The sequence below is a fragment of the Streptomyces sp. MK7 genome, assembly GCF_032658145.1.
GTDB lineage: Bacteria > Actinomycetota > Actinomycetes > Streptomycetales > Streptomycetaceae > Streptomyces > Streptomyces spiralis.
In genome coordinates this window covers 1-19,486 of the sequence record NZ_JAVACL010000075.1, presented here as the reverse complement: position 1 = coordinate 19,486, position 19,486 = coordinate 1, and the positions used below count along the sequence as shown (strand labels likewise).

At 72.5% G+C, this 19,486-nt stretch carries 18 protein-coding genes and 2 pseudogenes; 12 read left to right on the top strand and 8 right to left on the bottom strand.

Features of this window, described 5'->3' with window-relative positions:
- Positions 1-83: 83 nt before the first annotated feature.
- Positions 84-1,223: an ATP-grasp domain-containing protein gene (locus tag R2S09_RS38095; RefSeq protein WP_316745732.1), complete on the bottom strand. Its 1,140-nt coding sequence runs from the start codon at positions 1,221-1,223 to the stop codon at positions 84-86.
- Positions 1,224-1,485: 262 nt separating this feature from the next.
- Here R2S09_RS38095 and R2S09_RS38090 point away from each other — a divergent pair, with 262 nt between their 5' ends.
- Together R2S09_RS38090 and R2S09_RS38085 are read left to right on the top strand one after the other, a co-directional pair.
- On the top strand, positions 1,486-2,352 hold the full coding sequence (locus R2S09_RS38090) for a metallophosphoesterase (RefSeq protein WP_316745730.1): 867 nt from the start codon (positions 1,486-1,488) through the stop codon (positions 2,350-2,352).
- The gene (locus R2S09_RS38085) at positions 2,342-3,022 is read left to right on the top strand and encodes a 4'-phosphopantetheinyl transferase superfamily protein (protein ID WP_316745729.1); all 681 of its coding nucleotides are present in this window, start codon (positions 2,342-2,344) and stop codon (positions 3,020-3,022) included. The genes R2S09_RS38090 and R2S09_RS38085 overlap by 11 nt, the downstream gene beginning before the upstream one ends.
- Positions 3,023-3,126: 104 nt before the next feature.
- On the opposite strand, the gene R2S09_RS38080 is transcribed toward R2S09_RS38085, so the two are convergent.
- Positions 3,127-3,354 carry a hypothetical protein gene (locus tag R2S09_RS38080; protein WP_316745727.1) on the bottom strand — a complete coding sequence of 76 codons (228 nt, stop codon included), beginning with the start codon at positions 3,352-3,354 and terminating at the stop codon, positions 3,127-3,129.
- A 287-nt stretch (positions 3,355-3,641) separates the two neighbouring features.
- Positions 3,642-4,298 carry a helix-turn-helix transcriptional regulator gene (locus R2S09_RS38075; RefSeq protein WP_316745725.1) on the bottom strand — a complete coding sequence of 219 codons (657 nt, stop codon included), beginning with the start codon at positions 4,296-4,298 and terminating at the stop codon, positions 3,642-3,644.
- Between the two features lie 225 nt (positions 4,299-4,523).
- Here R2S09_RS38075 and R2S09_RS38070 point away from each other — a divergent pair, with 225 nt between their 5' ends.
- Positions 4,524-5,195: a hypothetical protein gene (locus R2S09_RS38070; protein WP_316745724.1), complete on the top strand. Its 672-nt coding sequence runs from the start codon at positions 4,524-4,526 to the stop codon at positions 5,193-5,195.
- A 17-nt stretch (positions 5,196-5,212) separates the two neighbouring features.
- Here R2S09_RS38070 and R2S09_RS38065 read toward each other — a convergent pair whose 3' ends face one another.
- Entirely contained in the window at positions 5,213-6,082 is an 870-nt protein-coding gene (locus R2S09_RS38065; RefSeq protein WP_316745722.1) for a cache domain-containing protein, read from the bottom strand.
- A gap of 110 nt (positions 6,083-6,192) precedes the next feature.
- Positions 6,193-6,939, bottom strand: a complete 747-nt coding sequence (locus tag R2S09_RS38060) for a GntR family transcriptional regulator (RefSeq protein ID WP_316745734.1) — start codon at positions 6,937-6,939, stop codon at positions 6,193-6,195.
- 183 nt (positions 6,940-7,122) lie between these two features.
- Here R2S09_RS38060 and R2S09_RS38055 point away from each other — a divergent pair, with 183 nt between their 5' ends.
- The 8 genes and pseudogenes from R2S09_RS38055 (at position 7,123) to R2S09_RS38020 (ending at position 14,791) form a co-directional block, all read left to right on the top strand.
- The gene (locus tag R2S09_RS38055) at positions 7,123-8,154 is read left to right on the top strand and encodes an ABC transporter ATP-binding protein (protein ID WP_316745721.1); all 1,032 of its coding nucleotides are present in this window, start codon (positions 7,123-7,125) and stop codon (positions 8,152-8,154) included.
- Between the two features lie 24 nt (positions 8,155-8,178).
- On the top strand, positions 8,179-9,375 hold the full coding sequence (locus tag R2S09_RS38050) for an ABC transporter substrate-binding protein (RefSeq protein WP_316745718.1): 1,197 nt from the start codon (positions 8,179-8,181) through the stop codon (positions 9,373-9,375).
- A 2-nt stretch (positions 9,376-9,377) separates the two neighbouring features.
- Complete coding sequence (locus tag R2S09_RS38045) at positions 9,378-10,241, top strand: ABC transporter permease (protein WP_316745716.1); 864 nt, start codon at positions 9,378-9,380, stop codon at positions 10,239-10,241.
- Between the two features lie 9 nt (positions 10,242-10,250).
- Positions 10,251-11,066, top strand: coding sequence for an ABC transporter permease (locus tag R2S09_RS38040; RefSeq protein ID WP_316745714.1), 816 nt, complete (start codon positions 10,251-10,253; stop codon positions 11,064-11,066).
- 71 nt (positions 11,067-11,137) lie between these two features.
- Positions 11,138-11,492 (top strand): annotated as a pseudogene (locus tag R2S09_RS38035) (helix-turn-helix domain-containing protein); the annotation flags it as partial.
- A pseudogene (locus R2S09_RS38030) lies at positions 11,472-11,724 on the top strand (radical SAM protein); the annotation flags it as partial. The pseudogenes R2S09_RS38035 and R2S09_RS38030, both read left to right, overlap by 21 nt.
- Positions 11,725-11,881: 157 nt before the next feature.
- Positions 11,882-13,939, top strand: coding sequence for a phosphocholine-specific phospholipase C (locus R2S09_RS38025; RefSeq protein ID WP_316745713.1), 2,058 nt, complete (start codon positions 11,882-11,884; stop codon positions 13,937-13,939).
- A gap of 51 nt (positions 13,940-13,990) precedes the next feature.
- On the top strand, positions 13,991-14,791 hold the full coding sequence (locus R2S09_RS38020; protein ID WP_316745712.1) for a phospholipid scramblase-related protein: 801 nt from the start codon (positions 13,991-13,993) through the stop codon (positions 14,789-14,791).
- Positions 14,792-14,839: 48 nt separating this feature from the next.
- Here R2S09_RS38020 and R2S09_RS38015 read toward each other — a convergent pair whose 3' ends face one another.
- Both R2S09_RS38015 and R2S09_RS38010 read right to left on the bottom strand, forming a co-directional pair.
- Positions 14,840-15,859, bottom strand: coding sequence for a hypothetical protein (locus tag R2S09_RS38015; protein WP_316745710.1), 1,020 nt, complete (start codon positions 15,857-15,859; stop codon positions 14,840-14,842).
- Positions 15,856-16,656 carry a phosphatase PAP2 family protein gene (locus R2S09_RS38010; RefSeq protein WP_316745708.1) on the bottom strand — a complete coding sequence of 267 codons (801 nt, stop codon included), beginning with the start codon at positions 16,654-16,656 and terminating at the stop codon, positions 15,856-15,858. The genes R2S09_RS38015 and R2S09_RS38010 overlap by 4 nt, the downstream gene beginning before the upstream one ends.
- 194 nt (positions 16,657-16,850) lie before the next feature.
- On the opposite strand from R2S09_RS38010, the gene R2S09_RS38005 reads away from it, so the two are divergent.
- A complete protein-coding gene (locus R2S09_RS38005; protein ID WP_316745706.1) occupies positions 16,851-17,468 on the top strand; it encodes a TetR/AcrR family transcriptional regulator in 618 nt (205 codons plus the stop codon).
- Positions 17,469-17,609: 141 nt separating this feature from the next.
- Here R2S09_RS38005 and R2S09_RS38000 read toward each other — a convergent pair whose 3' ends face one another.
- Positions 17,610-18,710 (bottom strand): DUF2510 domain-containing protein, encoded by a 1,101-nt coding sequence (locus R2S09_RS38000; protein WP_316745704.1) that lies wholly within the window; start codon positions 18,708-18,710, stop codon positions 17,610-17,612.
- Positions 18,711-19,486: the final 776 nt, after the last annotated feature.

Below are 19,486 nucleotides of genomic sequence, written 5' to 3'. Positions count from 1 at the left end.
GCGATGCTCCCCCACTGCCTCAACGGCGTGGGAGGCGCCCCCAGCACCAGACGCCGCGGGCCCCGCCCTTCGGGCGGACGACGCTACTTTCGAAACACGCCCTGGAGCGGCAGGGCCTCCGCCGCCGTGACGGCTTCGCCCGGCGCCGGTACTCCCGGCAGCAGCGGCCCCGCCTCCTCCGTCCGCTGCCGCGGAAGCGTCACCGGCCGCAGCGGACGCGGCCCGGACACCACCGTGTAGTCCTGCCCCAGGAACGGGGGCAGAAGCTCGCCGGGGTCCTCGCCCAGCGCCAACCGCACGGCCGCCCAGGGGGCGTTGACCCCGCACAGCGACAGCTGGTGCAGTCCGCCCGCCGGACGCGTGTTGACGTCCATCAGCACCGGCAGCTCGCCGTACATCCGGAACTGGATGTTGGACAGATAGTGCAGCCCGAACCCCTCGGCGATGCGCCGGGCCGGTTCCAGCCACTGCTCGTGCAGGGTGAAACCGCGGCGCCGGCCGTTCTTGGTGCGCCCCAGGGCCATACGGATCCGGTCGTCCGGGCCCGTCAGGCAGTCGACCGACACCTCCGGCTGTTCCAGGCGCGGCATCACCAGCCAGTCGACCGGTTCCTCCGCCCGCGCCAGGGCCTTCAGGACCAGGTCGAGAGGGACGTAGGGGCTCGGGAAACCGCTCAGATGCGTGAGCGAGAACGGGGCCCGGGTGATGACGCGGAAGCCCGTCCCGCCGGCGCCGGACGTCGGCTTGAAGCACACCTGGTGCCCGGCTGCCTCCAACTCCTCCACTGCGGCGAGGAGTTCGTCGGCGGTGCGCACCCGCCGCCAGGGCGGCACCGGCACGCCGATCGCCCCGACCGCCTCGTACGCCGTCGCCTTGTCCTCGAAGACGGCCACCGCCTGCGGGGTCGGGGCCAGCAGCGCCGTACCGGCCGCCTCGAACTCGGCGCGGTGCGCCACGATCGCGGCCTGGTGCAGCCGGGGCACGAACACGTCGATGCCGCGTCGCGCACACTGGTCGAGGGCGTACTCGGCGTACGCGGCCGGGGACAGGCCCTCCGGTTCGAGCTCGGCGGTGTCGGCGGCGGCCAGCACGGGGGAGTCCGGGTCGCCGTGCGTGGCATGGATCTCGACGGCCCGGTCGCAGGGATTTCTGCGCAGCTGATCGATGAAGAACACGTTCTCCGCGTACGTGCGGTTGAGCCAGACGCGTACGCGAGAGATCATGCGGGCCGCCTTTCGGGTTCGCGGGCAGGGCGAAGCAGGCCGTGCCCGGCCAGAGGGGAAGGAGGGACACCGAACCGCCCGGCGGGAGGGAAGCCTGTCGGCGGTGGTGTTGTGGCGATCATAGGGCCTTTCCCGGCCGTGGCGTGTCACGCGCATGTGACGGATCCGGACACGTGGCGGCGGTGGGCCCGGGATGTCCTTGTCCCGGTGGTGCGGAGTGTGTTCTGGTGGTGACCAACGTGGGTGCGACAGGGGGCAAGAGGTGACGGGGACGGACGGCGGGACCGGACGGCTGCTCGCCATCAGCGACCTGCACATCGGCTACAGCGAGAACCGCGCCCTGGTCGAGCGGCTGGCACCCGACTCGGACGACGACTGGCTGATCGTGGCGGGGGACGTCGCCGAGACCGTCACCGACATCCGCTGGGCCCTGAAGACCCTGGCGAGCCGCTTCCGTAAGGTCCTGTGGGTCCCCGGCAACCACGAGCTGTGGACACACTCGCGCGACACGGTCGCGCTGCGCGGCGTCGCCCGCTACGAGCACCTGGTCGAGCTGTGCCGCGAACTGGGCGTGACCACGCCCGAGGACCCCTACCCGGTCTGGAACGGCCCCGGCGGCCCCGTGGCGGTGGCGCCGCTCTTCCTGCTCTACGACTACTCCTTCCTGCCGCCCGGCTGCGCCACCCGGGAGGAGGGGCTCGCCTACGCGCGCCGCACGGGCATCGTCTGCAACGACGAGTACCTGCTGCACCCCGACCCGTACCCCAGCCGCGAGGCGTGGTGCCGGGCCCGGGTCGCCGAGACCGAGCGCAGGCTCGCCGAACTCCCGGACGACCTGCCCACCGTGCTCGTCAACCACTACCCGTTGCACCGGCACCCGACGGACGTGCTGTGGTACCCGGAGTTCGCCATGTGGTGCGGCACCACGCTGACCGCCGACTGGCACCGCAGGTTCCGCGTGACCGCCATGGTCTACGGCCATCTCCACATCCCGCGGACCACCCGGCATGAGGGTGTCCGCTTCGAGGAGGTGTCGGTGGGATACCCCCGCGAGTGGCGGCGGCGCGCGCAGCCGCCGGGCAGACCGCGCAGCATACTGCCCATGGAGGACGGTACCGGTGATCGATGAGCTGCTCCCGGACACCGTGGTGGCCGTGGAGGCGTACGGCGACGACGGGAGCGGCGACGCCCCGCTGTATCCGGAGGAGCAGGCGGTCATGGCGCGGGCGGTGGACAAGCGCCGCCGCGAGTTCGCCGCGGTGCGGGGTTGCGCCCGGCGTGCCATGGAGAAGCTAGGCGTGCCGCCGCAGCCCGTCCTGCCCGGCGAGTGGGGTGCCCCGCGCTGGCCGGAGGGCCTGGTCGGCAGCATGACCCACTGCGACGGCTACTGCGCCGCCGCGCTGGTGCGGACCGACGACCTCGCCTCGCTCGGCATCGACGCCGAACCCCATGCGCGGCTTCCCGAAGAGGTCCTGGACGCCGTCGCCCTGCCGGCCGAGCGACGCCGGCTCGCCGACCTGGCGGAGCGGCACCCCGGCATCCACTGGGACCGGCTGCTGTTCAGCGCGAAGGAGTCCGTCTACAAGGCGTGGTTCCCGCTGACCGGCCAGTGGCTCGACTTCACGGGCGCGGACATCGAGATCGTCCCGGATCCGGACGCTCCCCGCACCGGCCGCTTCCGCGCCGAACTCCTCGTCCCGGGCCCCCTGCTGGCCGGCCACCGCCTCCCCCACTTCGACGGCCACTGGACCACCGGCCCGGACCTGCTGGCCACAGCGGTGACGGTCCCACACCGCTGACCGGCGGGATGCCCCGGCGCACGGCACGGGGGAAGCGGGGTGTGCCCGGCCGGAGGCGTGCGGCGTTCTCGTCCCGTACGGTGGCGCCCGGCCGGGCGCTGACGTCATGCCCGTGGGTTGCAGTCGTGCAGGAGCTGGAAGAACGCCTTCTCGTTGCCCGTCAGGCCGGCCCGGGTCAGGGCCTGGTCCGCCTCGGCGAGGACGGACGGCGGGACGAGCGGTGGCCGGCCGGAGGCCGGGGGGCCGTCGAGGGCGGCGCGCACGGTGTGCAGCAGCCGCAGGTAGGCCTGGACGGCGGCGCGCTCACGGTCGGTCAGCACGGCGGTGGGCATGGGTCGCTCTCCCCGGTTTCGGCGTCACACGGTCGCGCGCCCGGTTGCCCGGACGGCGCGGGCGCCCCCGCACAGCGGCGGCACACCCTCCAGCTTGCCGTCCACCACTGACAACGCCCCCGCGCTCCGCCCCGGTTCGCCCGCCCGGCGCGGGCAGGAGGGCATCCAGGAGGGCATGGGCGGGCGGAAACAGGGACCACGGCTGCCGGGTGGACCGCGCCGCGAGGCCGGGACGCCGCCGACGGTCCCCGCAGTTGCACCGCCTACGGCATCACCGCATCACCGCATCACGACTCGGGCCGCTTGACGCTCTCCAGCAGCATGTCCAGCCACTCGGCCACCTTGTCCCGGTGCTGGTCGGTGGGCAATTGCGCCGCGCGCCAGGCGATGCCGCGCACCCCGTGGTTCCGCAGCAGCCGCTCCAGCGGGTCGTCCGCGGCCGCCTCCGCCTCCCGCTCCCGGTCGGCGAGCCGTTGCAGCAGCTCCTGCTCGGTGCGCTGCAGGGCGCCCGCGAGTGCCTCGGGGTCCTCGGCGGTGAGGAACCCGGCGTGCACGCGGAAGAAGCGCTGGATGGCGTCGCAGTGCTCCATGGTGGGGCGCCGGTCGCCGTTGATGAGGGCGCCGGCCTGCTGCCGGGACATGCCCGCGCCGTCCGCGATCTCCTGCTGGGTGTAGCGGCGCCCGTTCGGTTTGAGCCGGGTGCGGCGCAGCAGGTCCAGCCGCTGCAGGAACCGGGCCTGCACATCCGGCTCGCCCGCGGGCCGCCCGCTGAGCAGGGCCCTGACCACGGGCTCGGGCACGCCGCAGGCCACGGACAGGCGGCCGACGTCGAAGACCTCCGCCTGGGGAACGCCGAGCCGGTCGGCGAGCGCGGTGACGCGTGCGACGACCGCCGGCAGCACAGCCGACGCCGTGGCGCCCGGATCCTCGATGCCGTCCGTCACCGACAGATCTCCTACGTCTCTCACAGGCTTCTCACAAGGCGGGGTGCCGTGAACTTCCCGGAGAGTAGCCCGTCGTTCGAACTCGCATCCAGGTCTCGCCACAACTGTGGCCAATTTCAGCCGTCAACCGGCATGAAATGCCACGATAGTTGACACGGCTCGCGTCCGACCAGCAGGATCGGGTCGCCGCGTGAAGGCCGCAGAGGCAAGAGGGGTGACCTCCCGATGGCATTTCAGGCAGGAGGGCAGCGGCCGGCGCCGCGGCCCGTCCCCGTCAGTCCCGAGGCGCAGGCCTACCTGCAGGACTACGCCACGCTTCTGGAGGCCGTCCCCTTTCCCTCCCTCGTCGTCGACCACCGCTGGGACGTCGTCCTGACCAACGGCGCCTTCACCTCGCTCTTCAGGGGCGTGGGCCCGCATCCGACGGCCATGCCGAGCGACAACTTCCTGCGCTTCGTGCTCTTCCACCCGGACGCGGGCACGGTCCTCGGCGACCACGAGTGCCGCTGGTGCCTGCCGATGCTGGCGAACTTCGCGGCCACCATGGAGCGCTGCGGCCCCGACCACGGCCTCCAGGCCATCCGCCGGGACATCGCCCAGGACCCGATCATGGAGGCCGCCTACCGGCAGGGGCTGCCGCACTGGATCCGCACGGTCGGCGAGGCGGCCGCCCGGTCCGACGGCGCGGTCCGGCCGCTGCTGCACCCCGACCCGCGCTGGGGCGCCACCGACTGCCGGATCGTCGAGGAGGCCCCGGACACACTGCGGGAACTGGGCTACACCCGGCTCACCCTGGTGCTGCGCGATCCACGCCGCCCCGCCCCGGCCCCGCGCCGGCCGCGCAGCACCCGCCGCGCGGCGGGGCACCTCAGCGTGGTGCCCACGCCCGAGTCCTGAGCCGGCACCGTCGGCGTTCAGGTCGCCGACGGCGCCGGGCTCGCCCCCCGGCCCGCTGCCTCCGTCTCCGCCTCCCCGCTCGCCGCGGACCCGGGGACTGCGCCCACCACGAGAACCAGGGGCACAGGACGGCACGGCACCAGCCCCACCTCACCCCGGGCGGCGGGGCACACCCGCTCCAGGGCCGCGGCGAAGTCCGGCCCCCGGGCGAGGGATCCGGCCAAATGTGCCGGGTCGGCGGAGGCGGCCACCCGGCCCCGGGCGTTCACCAGGTACGCGGGCCCGGGCAACTCCCGCAGCAGAGGCAGCACCGCCGTCTCGAAGTGGCGCAGGTACACGTCGGCCGCGGCCACTCCGGCGAAGCGGCCCGCCACCTCGACCGGCGCCGACAGCGTCAGGCTGTACTCGTCGGAGCACAGATAGTCGACGTAGGGCCCGGCCACCGCCCGTCGCCCGGTGTCGCGGGGCAGCGCGAACCAGTCCCAGTGCGTGTAGTCCGCGTACGCCGACCGCGCCGGATCGAGGTCGAGCAGCAGCGGCCGTACGTCACCCTCACCGGTGCTCTGCCACCACTCCAGCCACGCCGGTACGTCGCTCAGCAGACCCGGCGCGGCGATGAAGCCGACCCCGGAGACCAACTCCTGCCGTGCCAGCCGCAGATGCAGCCCCGGCCGCAGCGCGGCCAGATCGGCGGTCGCCGGCCGGCGCCCCTCGGTGGCCACCCGTGTCAGCAGCGCCGCGGTCTCGGCCGCGGTCTCGGCGACCGATTCGAAGACCGCCTCCAGGGCGCGGCCCACCCGGGCGGCGACGCCTTCGGCGGCGCGCTCGGCCGCACCCGCGCCGCGCGTCGCGGCCGGCGCTCCGGCGAGTGCCGGGATCGTGCTCATGGCGCCCTCCAGCGGACAGGACCGGGCGCGGTGCGGCCAGGGCCTCCGTCGCCGAAAGTCCCGCCCGCCCCCACCCTTCCGGGCGGACGTCGGAGCTTTCGCGACAGGCCCTACAGCGAGAGCCGCAGGGCGACGAGCCGGGCCGCCGACTCCTCCACGCACCGCTCGGCCAGCGTACGGGCCGAATCACGGGCCCCATCCTGCACGGCGCAGACGACGGCGCGGTGCCGGTCTGCGACTTCTTCACGATATTCGTCGTCCCCCAGCACCAGGCACAGCAGCGCGCCCACCTCGGTCTGCAACGCGACCTGTTCCCGAGTGAGCCGGGCCGACTGCGCGGCCGCCGCCAGCTCCACGTGGAAGCGTCCGTAGAAGCGGCTGCGCGCCGCCGCGTCGGCCGCGCCCGTGAACTCGTCGATCGAGCGGTTGAGTTGACGCAGATCCTCCGGTTCCGTGCGGTCCGCCGCGAGCCGGGCCGCCGCGCCCGACAGCGCGGCCCAGTGGTCGCCGAGGTCGCGCAGCTCCTCGGTGCTCCAGCCGCGCAGCCGGGTCTTCAGCCGGGTCCGACCGGGGCGCCCGGGCAGCGAGACGAAACTGCCGCCGCCGCGTCCGCGCCGGGTGGTCACCAGCCCCTGCTGCCGCAGCGCCATCAGCGCCTCCCGCAGGGTCACCGTGGACACCCCGAGCTGCCCGGCCAGTTCGCTCTCGCCGGGCAGCTGCTCCCCGTCGGCGAGCAGACCGAGCTCGATGGCGTCACCGATCCGGCGGACCACCGCGTCCACCCGCGCCCGCCTCTCCACCGGGGCGAACACGGCCCTTCGGGCGCCGACTTCGCCAGGGCCGCCCCGCTCGCCCATGCCCACCCGCAGGCCGCCCGCGCCGCCGCCGCTCCTGCCCCCGGCCCCGCTCCCGACGTGTCGTTGCTTCACGGCCACCACCCTGCCCGTTGACCCAAGCTTTGCCCCGAGGCGGTCTTGAATCTTGAACTATGACTTCATATGTTTCCGAGCAACGTTCATGAGCGCCAGAAAGGTTCCCGCATGGAGGGGATTGCGGTCCGGCTGCAGGCTCTGCGCAAGAGGTTCGGGGAGACGACCGCGGTGGCCGGGGTCGATCTGGAGATCCGGGACGGGGAGTTCTTCTCCATGCTCGGCCCCTCCGGTTCCGGCAAGACCACCGTTCTGCGGCTGATCGCCGGCTTCGAGACCCCCACCGAGGGCCGCGTCGAACTCGCCGGGCAGGACGTCACCGGGCTCGCGCCCTTCGAACGGGACGTCCACACCGTCTTCCAGGACTACGCCCTCTTCCCGCACATGACCGTCGAGCAGAACGTCGCCTACGCCCTGAAGATCCGCAAGGTGCCCAAGGCCGAACGGCTGGTGCGGGCCCGCAAGGCGCTCGCCGAGGTCCGCCTCGACGGACACGGAAGGCGCCGCCCCGCCCAGCTCTCCGGCGGACAGCGGCAACGGGTCGCCCTCGCCCGAGCCCTCGTGGGCCGCCCCCGCCTGCTCCTGCTCGACGAGCCGCTCGGCGCCCTCGACCTCAAACTGCGCGAACAGATGCAGCTGGAACTCAAGGCGCTCCAGCGCGAGGTCGGCATCACCTTCGTCTTCGTCACCCACGACCAGGAGGAGGCCCTGGCGATGAGCGACCGCATCGCCGTCTTCCACCAGGGCCGCCTGGAACAGGTCGGCACCCCCGCCGAGATCTACGAACGCCCCGCCACCTCGTTCGTCGCCTCCTTCGTCGGCACCTCCAACCTGCTCCGGGACGATGCCGCCCGGCGCGTCCTCGGCACCGGCGGCACCCACAGCATCCGGCCGGAGAAGATCCGGGTCCTGAAGGAGGCCGCCATCGTCGACGAACCCGAGCACGCCACCGCCACGGGCACCGTCGCCGAGGTCGTCTACCTCGGCGACACCACCCGCTTCCTGGTCGACCTCGACGCCGGCGGCCGCCTCACCGCGCTCCAGCAGAACCTGGAGACCTCCGCCGAGGACGTCGCCGCCTACCGCGGCGCCCGGGTCCGCCTCACCTGGCACCGCCGCCACACCGTCCACGTTCCCGACTGATCCCCCCAACGTATGGAGAACGTCGTGCGTCTCACCCGAACCCTCCAGGCAGCGGCCGCCGCCACCGCACTCCTCCTCGCCGCCACCGCCTGCGGCTCCTCCGGCGGCGGCTCCTCCGCCACCGGACTCAACCCACCCGACCTCAAGGCACCGACGAAGCTCGGCAGGTCCGAGGGCCAGGTCAACCTGATCGCCTGGGCCGGCTACGTCGAGAACGGCTCCAACGATCCCAAGGTCGACTGGGTCACCGACTTCCAGAAGCAGACCGGCTGCCAGGTCCACTCCAAGGTCGCCGCCAGCTCCGACGAGATGGTCAAGCTGATGAAGACCGGCGAGTACGACGCCGTCTCCGCCTCCGGCGACGCCTCCCTGCGCCTGATCGCCTCCGGCGACGCGGCCCCGGTCAACACCGAGCTGGTACCGAACTACAAGGACGTCTTCAGCGGCCTGAAGAACGGCAGGTGGAACTCCGTCAAGGGCACGATGTACGGCATCCCGCACGGCCGCGGCGCCAACCTGCTGATGTACAACACGCAGAAGGTCACGCCCGCGCCCACATCCTGGTCCGCGGTCTTCGACGACGCCGACGCGTACAAGGGCCACGTCACCGCGTACGACTCCCCGATCTACATCGCCGACGCGGCGCTGTATCTCAAGGCCGCCAGGCCCGAGTTGAAGATCAAGGACCCCTATGCGCTGGACCAGAAGCAGTTCGACGCGGCCGTCGCCCTGCTGAAGAAGCAGAACGCGGACGTCGGCGAGTACTGGAGCGACTACCTCAAGGAGGTCTCCGCCTTCAAGAGCGGCGACTCCGTGGTCGGCACCACCTGGCAGGTCATCGCCAACCTCGCCGCCTCCGAGGGTGCCAAGGTCAAGGCGTTCGTACCGAAGGAGGGCTCCACCGGCTGGTCCGACACCTGGATGATCTACGCCAAGGCCAAGCACCCCAACTGCGCCTACCAGTGGATGAACTGGATCATCTCGCCGAAGGTCAACGCCCAGGTCGCCGAGTACTTCGGCGAGGCCCCCGCCAACTCCAAGGCCTGCGCGGAAACCAGCGACAAGAACTTCTGCGCCACCTACCACGCCGCCGACGAGGACTACTGGAAGCGCATCGCCTTCTGGAACACACCCATCGAGCAGTGCCTGGACGGCCGCACGGACGTCAAGTGCGTGCCGTACGCCAAGTGGGTGCAGGCCTGGACCGAGATCAAGGGCTGAGCATGAGCCTGCTGACACGGACCGCGGGGGCGCTGCACCGGCGCCCCCGCCTCCGGCTGTCCCTGCTGCTGACCGCGCCGCTGCTGTGGCTGGCCGTGCTCTACCTCGGCTCGCTGACCGTGCTGTTCGTCTCGGCGTTCTGGACGACGGACTCCTTCACCTCCGAAGTGGTGAGGGTCTGGTCCACCGACAACTTCCACGAGCTGTTCACCACGCCGGTCTACCGCCAGGTGATCCTGCGCAGCATCGGCGTGGCGCTCGCCGTCACCGCCCTGTGCGCGGTGATCGCCTTCCCGCTCGCGTTCTACACCGCGCGCGTCGCCAAGCCGAGCCGGCGCCCGCTGCTCGTGGTCGCGATCCTCACCCCGCTGTGGGCGAGCTACCTGGTCAAGGTCTACGCCTGGCGGCTGATCCTCTCCCAGGGCGGGCTCGCCGACTGGATGCTGAAGCCGTTCGGGCTGAGCGGCCCCGGCTTCGGCCTGCCGGCCGCCGTCCTCACCCTGACGTACCTCTGGCTGCCGTACATGATCCTGCCGATCCACACCGCGCTGGAGCAGCTGCCCGCCGGACTGCTCGACGCGTCCGCCGACCTCGGGGCGCGTCCCGGACGCACCTTCCGCTCGGTCGTGCTGCCGATGGTGCTGCCCTCGCTCGCCGCCGGATCGATCTTCACCTTCTCGCTCAGCCTGGGCGACTACATCACCGTGCAGATCGTCGGCGGCAAGACCCAGCTGATCGGCAACCTCGTCTACTCCAACATCGAACTCAACCTCCCCATGGCCGCCGCCCTCGGCACGGTCCCGGTGGTGGTCGTCGTCCTGTATCTGCTCGCGATGCGCCGCACCGGCGCCCTGAGCAGTCTCTAGGAGCCCGCCGTGCACCTCTCCCGTTCCGCGCGCATCGCGCTGCGCCTCGCCGCCGGGTTCGGCTTCGCGGTGATCTACGTGCCGCTGCTGCTGGTCCTCGTCAACTCGCTGAACCCGGACCGGAGCGCCAGCTGGCCACCGCCCGGGCTGACCGCGCACTGGTGGTCGGTGGCCTGGCACAACTCCGGGGCCCGCGCCGCCCTGTGGACCTCGGTGCGGGCGGGCCTCGGCGCCACCGCCATCGCCCTGGTCCTCGGCACGCTGATCGCCTTCGCCGTCGCCCGGCACCGCTTCTTCGGCCGCGGCACCGTCTCCTTCGTGGTCGTTCTGCCCATCGCCCTGCCCGGGATCGTCACCGGCATCGCCCTCAACTCCGCGTTCTCCACGGTGCTCCGGCCGCTCGGGGTCGGACTCGGGCTGTTCACCGTGGTCGTCGGGCACGCCACCTTCTGCATCGTCGTCGTCTTCAACAACGTCGTCGCCCGGCTGCGCCGCACCTCCCGCTCCTACGAGGAGGCGGCCATGGACCTCGGCGCCGACACCTTCCGCGCCTTCGCCGACGTCACCTTCCCGCTGGTGCGCTCGGCACTGTTCGCGGGGGCCCTGCTCGCCTTCGCCCTGTCCTTCGACGAGATCGTGGTCACCACCTTCACCGCCGGGCCCGGCGTCGAGACGCTGCCCATCTGGATCTTCGACAACATGACCCGGCCGCAGCAGGCCCCGGTGGTCAACGTCGTGGCCGCCGTCCTCGTCCTGCTCTCCGTCGTGCCCATCTACGTCGCCCAGCGGCTGTCGGCGGACACGGCGACCGCGAGCCGGGTGTAGCCCCGGCGGCAACGGCCTGGCTCCACCACCGCACGTTCTCCGGACTCCGGCCCCACCAACGGTCGTCGTCAGTGGCTGTTGGTACAAGTTTTCGCGCAGCCACGCAGCTTCGGTACAGCTTTTGCCTGTACCCGGATCACGCCCAACGCAGAGCGCCGGCACGGGCATTCGGGCGCCCGCGTCGTGTTCGATGACGCCGTGCGCGCCCGGGAGGACGCACGCGCGGCGGGAGGCCCGTTCCCGAAAGCCGGGGAGCTGTCCACGCGCCTGATCACTCAGGCCAAGCAGACCGAGGCCCGCTCCTGGCTGGGCGAGGTCTCCGTGGTCGTGCTCCAGCAGTGCCTGCGCGATGCCGAGACGGCCTACAAGAATTTCTTCGCCTCCCTCAAGGGCGAACGCAAGGGGCCCTGCCGCACCGGTGAGCCCGTCGTGTCCGTCGTCGGTGACGGCACCGTCCGCCGCTGCCACTTCGACCGCGCCGAGCTGGGCAACCTCTACGACGGCTCGTACCGGACGGCGCTGCGTCCGCGTCCGTGCCCGCTGGCCGTCTGCGACTGCCGCATCGGCTACGTCCACCTGGAAACCCTGCCTCTGTACGACGTGTTCGCGGGCGGCGTCCTGGAACGCGTGCCGGCCCGGATGCCCGTGATGCGGCCCGTGCAGGACGCGACGCCTCGCGTACTTGCTCCTTTCACATGGGCGACATCGCACCCTTCCCTCACGTTCGGTGCTCTTGGAACACTCGCTGCGCGCGCATTCCGTCCGTTCCGGCCATCCGCACGTCAGGATGAGAGGACCCGCCCATGCCCTCACCCATGTCCGAAGTCAACCGGCGCCGCTTCCTGGGGATCGCGGGCGCCACCACGGCGTTCACCGCCCTCGCCGGCAGCATCCAGCGTGCCGCCGCCCTGCCGGCGAACCGCCGCACGGGGTCGATCGAGGACGTCGAGCACATCGTCGTCCTCATGCAGGAGAACCGCTCCTTCGACCACTACTTCGGCACCCTCTCAGGCGTCCGCGGCTTCGGCGACCCGCGCCCGGTCACCTGGCCGAACGGAAAGAGCGTCTGGCACCAGGCGGACGGTGGCGGCAAGGAGATCCTGCCCTTCCACCCCGACGCCGACGACCTGGGCCTGGCGTTCATCCAGGACCTCCCGCACGGCTGGAACGACGGACACGCCGCCTTCGCCCAGGGCCGCTACGACAAGTGGGTCCCGTCCAAGGGCACCACGACGATGGCGTACCTGACCCGCGACGACATCCCGTTCCACTACGCGCTCGCCGACTCCTTCACCATCTGCGACGCGTACCACTGCTCGTTCATCGGCTCGACCGACCCCAACCGCTACTACATGTGGTCGGGCTACAGCGGCAACGACGGCCAGGGCGGCGGCCCCGTCCTCGGCAACGACGAGGCGGGGTACGGCTGGACGACATACCCCGAGCGCCTGGAGCAGGCGGGCGTGTCCTGGAAGATCTACCAGGACGTCGGCGACGGCCTCGACGCGGCCGGGAGCTGGGGCTGGATCCAGGACGCCTACCGCGGCAACTACGGCGACAACTCCCTGCTGTACTTCGACCGGTACCGCGACGCCCAGCCCGGCGACCCCCTCTACGACAAGGCCCGCACCGGCACCGACGCGCGCAAGGGCGAGGGCTTCTTCGACCAGCTGAAGGCCGACGTCAGGGGCGGCAGGCTGCCGCAGATATCCTGGATCGTCGCCCCCGAGGCCTTCACCGAGCACCCCAACTGGCCCGCCAACTACGGCGCCTGGTACATCTCCCAGGTCATCGACGCGCTGACCAGCGTCCCGGAGGTGTGGGCGAAGACCGCCCTGTTCATCACCTACGACGAGAACGACGGCTTCTTCGACCACCTGATCCCGCCCTTCCCGCCCGCCTCCGCGGGCCAGGGCCGGTCCACGGTCGACGTCGGCCCGGACCTGTTCAAGGGCGACGCCGGTCATGTCGCCGGCCCCTACGGGCTCGGCCAGCGCGTGCCGATGCTCGTCGTCTCGCCCTGGAGCAAGGGCGGGTACGTCTGCTCCGAGACCCTCGACCACACCTCGATCATCCGGTTCATGGAGCGCCGCTTCGGCGTGCGCGAGCCCAACATCTCACCCTGGCGGCGCGCCGTCTGCGGCGACCTGACCTCCGCCTTCGACTTCTCCCGCGAGGACACCCGCCCGGTCTCCCTGCCCGACACCTCCGGCTACGAGCCACCGGACCACGACCGCCACCCCGACTACGTGCCGACCCCGCCCGCCCAGGGCGCCCTGCCCCGGCAGGAGCGCGGCCGGCGGCCGACCCGCCCCCTGAAGTACGCGCCGCAGGTGGACGGTTCGGCGGACCCGGCGGCCGGGAAGCTCACCCTGACCTTCGCATCCGGCGCGCAGGCCGGTGCCGCCTTCCTGGTCACCTCGGGCAACCGCACCGACGGCCCCTGGACCTACACCACCGAGGCGGGCAGGACCGTCTCCGACAGCTGGAACTCGGCCTACTCCGGGGGCTCCCACGACCTGACCGTGCACGGCCCGAACGGTTTCCTGCGGGTCTTCAAGGGTCCCGGCAGGGCGGCGGGTCCCGAGGTCACCGCACGGCACGTCGGCGACGACGTCGAGCTGACCTTCACCAACAAGGGCACGGGCACGGTCCGTCTGAAGGTGACCAGCGGCTACGGCGGGAGCGCGGAGGCGGTGAGTGTGCGGCCGGGCGCCACGGTGCGGCGCCGCTACGACCTCGCGGCGAGCGGGCGCTGGTACGACCTCACCGTCGTCTCCCAGGCGGACGCGGCGTTTCTGCGGCGCTTCGCCGGACATGTCGAGAACGGGCGTCCCGGTGTGAGCGATCCGGCGATCGTGACCACCGGCTGAGGCGGGGCGGGCGGCGGTTGCTTTCCGGCCGGCTCGCGGTACTGTGCCCCGGTGACCACGCATTCGAACACACCTGCAGGTTGGTACCCGGATCCGCACGGCGCGGCGCAGACGCTCCGTTACTGGGACGGCGCGCAGTGGACCGAGCACACCCACGCGGGCGGGCAGGCCCCCGCCGCCCCCGCACCCGACGCGCGCGTGCAGCAGCAGGTGCAGCAGCAGGCCGGCGTCGCCCCCGCCGGCGCCGGCGGCGGCACGCTGTTCAGCGAGCCGGTGCTCGTGGTGAACCAGAAGGCCAAGCTGATCGAGCTGACCAACGAGTACACGGTCTTCGACCAGAACGGCAACCAGATCGGCGCGGTCACCGAGGTCGGGCAGAGCGCGCTGAAGAAGATCCTGCGGTTCGTCTCCAGCCTCGACCAGTTCATGACGCACAAGCTGGAGATCCGGGACGGCTACGGCCAGCCGCAGCTGCTGCTCACCCGGCCCGCGAAGTTCTTCAAGTCGCGGGTGATCGTCTCCCGTCCGGACGGCTCGCAGGTCGGCGAGATCGTCCAGCAGAACGTCTTCGGCAAGATCAACTTCGCGATGAACGCCAATGGCCGGCAGGTCGGCGCGATCAAGGCGGAGAACTGGCGCGCCTGGAACTTCGCGATCGTCGACCACGCCGACAACGAGGTCGCCCGGATCACCAAGACCTGGGAGGGCCTGGCCAAGACGATGTTCACGACGGCCGACAACTACGTCCTGCAGATCCACTACCAGCTGCCCGAACCGCTGCTGAGCCTGGTGGTGGCGACGGCGCTCACCGTCGACACCGCGCTCAAGCAGGACTCGCGCGGCCTGGGCTGACAGGCAGCCGTACGGTCGTGGGCTCCCGGCGCGGCGGCGGTCCGGCGGTCACAGGGGCGTGAGGTGCCCCGGTCCGGACCGGCGCGTGCCGGGCCGCCGGGACAGCAGCGCCGGCTCCTGGGACGCCGACTGCGGCTCCAGAGCCAGGACAGCGGCCACGGGGTGCGCCTCGTGGCCGTCGGGCTGTACGGGCTGTACGGGCCGGGCAACACCGGGTTCCGGGTAGGGCCGTTCGGCCGGCGCGGAGTGCGGGGTCGCACGCGTGAGCGCCACGACCCCCCACGAGGCGAGCGCCGCTCCCGACAGCGCGAGCAGCACCCCGCTCGCGCCGCCGTGCAGCCCCTGCCCGAGCAGGGTGAGCCCGATCACCGCGGCCGCCACCGGGTTCGCCAGTGTCACCACCGCCAGCGGGGCTCCCAGGCCGCCCCGGTAGGCGGTCTGCGACAGCAGCAGCCCGCTCGTCGCGAAGGCCGCTACCAGCAGCGCCACGATGATCACCCGCGCGCTGAACAGCGGTCCGGAGTGGTCGGTGGCGGCGACGGTCACGGTCTGGGTGAGCGCGGAGGCCACACCGGAGGCGACCCCCGACGCGGTCGCGTGCCGCAGGCCCGGTCGCGCCCCCGGACGGGACAGCGCGCCGATGAGGACGGCGGTGGCGCCCGCGACCGTCAGCGCCTCGACCGGACTCAGCACCTGTTCGGGCGCGGGACCGGACGCCGCCACGAGCAGCGCGCCCAGTCCCAGCAGGGTGAGCGCCGTGCCGCGCCACTCGCCCGCCGCGACCCGCCGCCCCGCCATCCGCGCACCCATCGGCACGGCCGCCACCAGGGTGAGCGCGCCGAGCGGCTGGACCACGGTCAGCGGCCCGTACTTGAGGGCCACGACGTGCAGCAGTGCCGCCGATCCGTTCAGCGCCACGGCCCACCACCACGCGCCCGAGCGCAGCAGTCGCAGCGTGCCCGAGCCCGCCGTGCGCGCGGCCAGCCGTTCCTGGGCGACCGCGGCGGCGGCGTAGGCGACGGCCGAGAACAGCGAGAGGACCACGGCGAGCAGGGCGGCGGCGCTCATCGGGCCGCTCCCACCAGGGTGTTCTGCTCCGCCGGTACGGATGCCGGCCGGCTCCGTCCGGCGGCGGTGGCCACCGGGCGGTGCGGCAGCGGTGTCAGCGCGAGGGCGAGGCCGAGCAGCGCGGTCGCCGCCACCGCGTCGAGCCAGTAGTGGTTCGCGGTGCCCACGATGACCAGCAGGGTGAGCAGTGGGTGGAGCAGCCACAGCCAGCGCCATCGGGACGTGGTGGCGACGATGAGGGCGATCGCCACCATGAGCGCCCAGCCGAAGTGGAGCGAGGGCATCGCCGCGAACTGGTTGGAGAGGTGATCGGTCTTCGGCGGTCCGTACACCGACGGCCCGAACACGCGCGCGGTGTCGATCAGGCCGGCCTCCGCCAGCATGCGCGGCGGGGCCAGCGGGAACGTCAGGTGCAGCACCAGGGCCGCGGCCGTCACGGCGGCGAGCCCGCGGCGCGTCCAGACGTAGTGCGCCGGACGGCGAAGATAGAGCCAGACCAGCAGGCCCGCGGTGGCCGGGAAGTGCACGGTCGCGTAGTAGGCGTTCGCAAGGTGCACGAGGGTGTCGCCGTGCAGCAGCACGGACTGGACCGAGCCCTCGCCGGGCAGGTGGAAGGCCCGCTCCAGGTCCCACACGTGGTGGGCGTTGCGGAAGGCCTCGCCGCTGTGGCCGGCGGCGAGCTGCCGGCCCAGCTTGTAGACGAGGAACAGACCCGTGACGAGCAGGAGCTCGCGCACGAGCGGAGGCCGGGCGGGCCGGTCGGGACCCACTGCGGCGGCCTCGGTTCGGGAAGTCATGCCCGGCCCCCTCGCTTGCGGTGTGCGTGAGTGTGCGGCTGGCCCGCATCATCGATACGGTAGCGTACCGATACGCCAGTGTACCGATACGGTCAGGTACCGGTACACTGGTGTATCGAGGAATACCTCACACCTGACGCGCCACACTGGAGAGCGGCCGGAGCGCCGCTGGAACACGAGCGAGGAGAAGAGCGATGACGTCGCAGGCCGCGGACGGACCGGAGACGGTTGCCTCCTCGCGCCGCTCCAAGATCACGCCCGAGCGTGAGCGGGAGTTCTTCGACGCCGTCCTCGAACAGATCCGCGAGTGCGGCTACGACGCCGTCACCATGGAGGGCGTCGCCGCCAGCACCCGCTGCAGCAAGTCCACGCTCTACCGGCAGTGGAAGAACAAGCCCCAGTTCGTGGTGGCCGCGCTGCGCGCCAACCGGCGCACGAGGTTCGCGGGCATCGACACGGGCTCGCTCGTCGAGGACCTGCGGCAGGCGGCGCGCGCCGCGGGGGAGTGGTCGGGCAACGACACCCGGCTTCTGCAGGCCCTCGGTCATGCGATGCTGCAGGACCGGGAGCTGAAGCTGGCCCTGCGCGAGACGCTGGTCGAGCCGGAGCTCGCCGCGCTGCGGGAGATCCTGCGGCGCGGGGTCGAACGCGGAGAGGTCCGCGCCGACAACCCGGCGCTGGAGTACGTGCCCGCGCAGATGTTCGGCGTCCTGCGTATCCGGCCCGTGCTGGAGGGGGAGTACGCCGACCCGGACTATCTGGTCCGGTTCGTGGAGGCCGCCGTGCTGCCCGCGCTCGGCCTCACCCCATGACGCAGGCCGCCGTCCACGGGATGACTGGACGGTGACCTGCTCGCGCCGCACCGTGGGGACGGGGGCGGCGCGCAACCCCGGCCGGGTGGTGTCCCTCTGAGCGGACAGGGACCCCACCCGGCCGGCGAACATCCGGCCGGATCACACGTTCTGGCCGCTGCCCCCGCCCGAGGACACCTTGATGCCCCGGGTGATGTCGTCGATCACGGACTGCTGTTCGGAGACGTCCACGCCGAAGCGGACCACGACCAGCCGGCGGGCGTCCGCCGGCGACGGGAAGGCCAGGGACTCCACATATCCGTCGGAGCCCTTCTCGGTGACCGCCTTCCAGCGCACCAGGTAACCCTTCTGGCCGGCCACGGTCACTTCCTTGGAGGCCAGCACCTGGTGCGAGGTGATCCGGCCGTAGGACTTGCCGCCGTAGGACTCCTTGGCGTTGGCCGCGATGTCGGCCTTGGCGACCTCCTCGGCCGTCCCGCCCCGGGTCCCGAGCAGCAGCGCGGGTGCCGAGTACGCGCCGCCCTTGGTGCAGCTGGCGCTGGAGTCGCCGGGGCACTTGTAGGCGTCGTCCGAGGTGACCTGGGCGCCCACGCCGAGCTGCTGGCCGTACCAGCCGTCGGGTATGGGCAGGCTGATGCCGCTGGCCTGGTCGGTGACCGACCCGCTCCGTATCTTCGGCGCCTCGGACCGGCCGCCGCCGGAGCCTCCCGAATCCCCGGACCCTCCGGAGCCCCCCTGGCCGCCGTCCCCGCCGGGGCCGCCGAACGGCCCGCCTCCGCCGCCGGACCCCTCCTGGCCGCCGGAGCCGCCCTGTCCGCCCGGGCCCTGGTGCGAACCGGCCCGGTTCCCGCTGCCGCCGTCGTCCTTGCTCAGCGCGTACACCCCGACCCCGATGCTCGCCAGCACCGCGGCGGCCAGCACGACGGCGACACCCGTACGCACCCCGCGCCGCCGCGCCGGCGGCTGACCCGGATACCCCGGATGCACCGGGTACCCCGGATGTCCCGGGGGTCCGGAATACGCCGGAGGGCCGGAATACACCGGCTGCCCCTGCTCTCCCGGCTGCCCCGCGTACCCGGGCTCCGCCGCGGGAGGCTGCGCCGGCGGACCCCATACGGTGCCCGACCCGGCGGGGCGGGTCCGGTCCGTCCATGCCTTACCGTCCCACCAGCGCTCGGTGGCGGGACCGTCACTTGTCTGCCCCGGGTCGGGGTACCACCCGGGGGGAGTCACCTGCGTCATGCCCCCACCGTATGAGGCCTCGGTGAAAGCCGGATGAGAGGGCCGCCCCTCGGACCGGGATCGCCGCTGGAGCAGGGCACGTGGCATGTCCGCCGGACTGGGCCGTCGCGAGAACCGGGCGAGGGGGCCGTCTGCCGGACCTGAACCGCCGCCGGCGCCGGGCGGGTGGGCGGCCGCCGGACCGGAATCGTCGCGAGAGCTGGGTGAGTTCGGGTGTCCGCCGGACTGTGACCGCCGCGAGCGCCGGATGAGAGGACCCCTCACCGGATCACGACCGCAGCGGGAGCCGGTCGAGTGGGCCGTCTGCCGGACTGTGACCGTCGCGGGAGCCGGGTGAGGGGGCCGCGCACCGGACCGTGACCGCCGCGAGAGCTCGGTGAGTGGGCCGGCCGCCGGACCGGAGCCGTCGCGGGAGCGGGCGCATGGGCAGTCCGCCGGACCGGAACCGTCGCGAGAGCCGGGTGGAGCCGGATGTCGACCGGACCGGGACCGCCGCGCACACCGGGTGAGAGGACCGGCCACCGGACCCGGACCGTCTTGCATACCGGGTGAGTCGGGCGGCCACCGGACCGGGCCGGAGTGAAAGCCGGGTGTGACGGCCGTCCCCGGGGGCGGCGCCGCGAAAGTCCGTGCGGGGCACGGCTGTTGACGGCCGGCTGTTGACAAGGCACCCCGCGCCGCGCAGGTCGCGGGGGCGGCACGTCGCCCGGCCGTGCCGTAGGTCACCCGACACGGCAACAGGTGCCCGGACCGGCCTCCGTCGCGGCGGCCCGGGG

Bases quoted from the DNA above. Each gene is read 5' to 3' on its own strand.
- R2S09_RS38060 (WP_316745734.1), bottom strand. From the start codon at position 6,939: ATGGGCGAGCGGGGCGGCCCTGGCGAAGTCGGCGCCCGAAGGGCCGTG.
- R2S09_RS38080 (WP_316745727.1), bottom strand. From the start codon at position 3,354: ATGCCCACCGCCGTGCTGACCGACCGTGAGCGCGCCGCCGTCCAGGCC.
- R2S09_RS38005 (WP_316745706.1), top strand. From the start codon at position 16,851: ATGACGTCGCAGGCCGCGGACGGACCGGAGACGGTTGCCTCCTCGCGC.
- R2S09_RS38095 (WP_316745732.1), bottom strand. From the start codon at position 1,223: ATGATCTCTCGCGTACGCGTCTGGCTCAACCGCACGTACGCGGAGAAC.
- R2S09_RS38010 (WP_316745708.1), bottom strand. From the start codon at position 16,656: ATGACTTCCCGAACCGAGGCCGCCGCAGTGGGTCCCGACCGGCCCGCC.
- R2S09_RS38045 (WP_316745716.1), top strand. From the start codon at position 9,378: ATGAGCCTGCTGACACGGACCGCGGGGGCGCTGCACCGGCGCCCCCGC.
- R2S09_RS38055 (WP_316745721.1), top strand. From the start codon at position 7,123: ATGGAGGGGATTGCGGTCCGGCTGCAGGCTCTGCGCAAGAGGTTCGGG.
- R2S09_RS38070 (WP_316745724.1), top strand. From the start codon at position 4,524: ATGGCATTTCAGGCAGGAGGGCAGCGGCCGGCGCCGCGGCCCGTCCCC.
- R2S09_RS38025 (WP_316745713.1), top strand. From the start codon at position 11,882: ATGTCCGAAGTCAACCGGCGCCGCTTCCTGGGGATCGCGGGCGCCACC.
- R2S09_RS38065 (WP_316745722.1), bottom strand. From the start codon at position 6,082: ATGAGCACGATCCCGGCACTCGCCGGAGCGCCGGCCGCGACGCGCGGC.
- R2S09_RS38015 (WP_316745710.1), bottom strand. From the start codon at position 15,859: ATGAGCGCCGCCGCCCTGCTCGCCGTGGTCCTCTCGCTGTTCTCGGCC.
- R2S09_RS38000 (WP_316745704.1), bottom strand. From the start codon at position 18,710: ATGACGCAGGTGACTCCCCCCGGGTGGTACCCCGACCCGGGGCAGACA.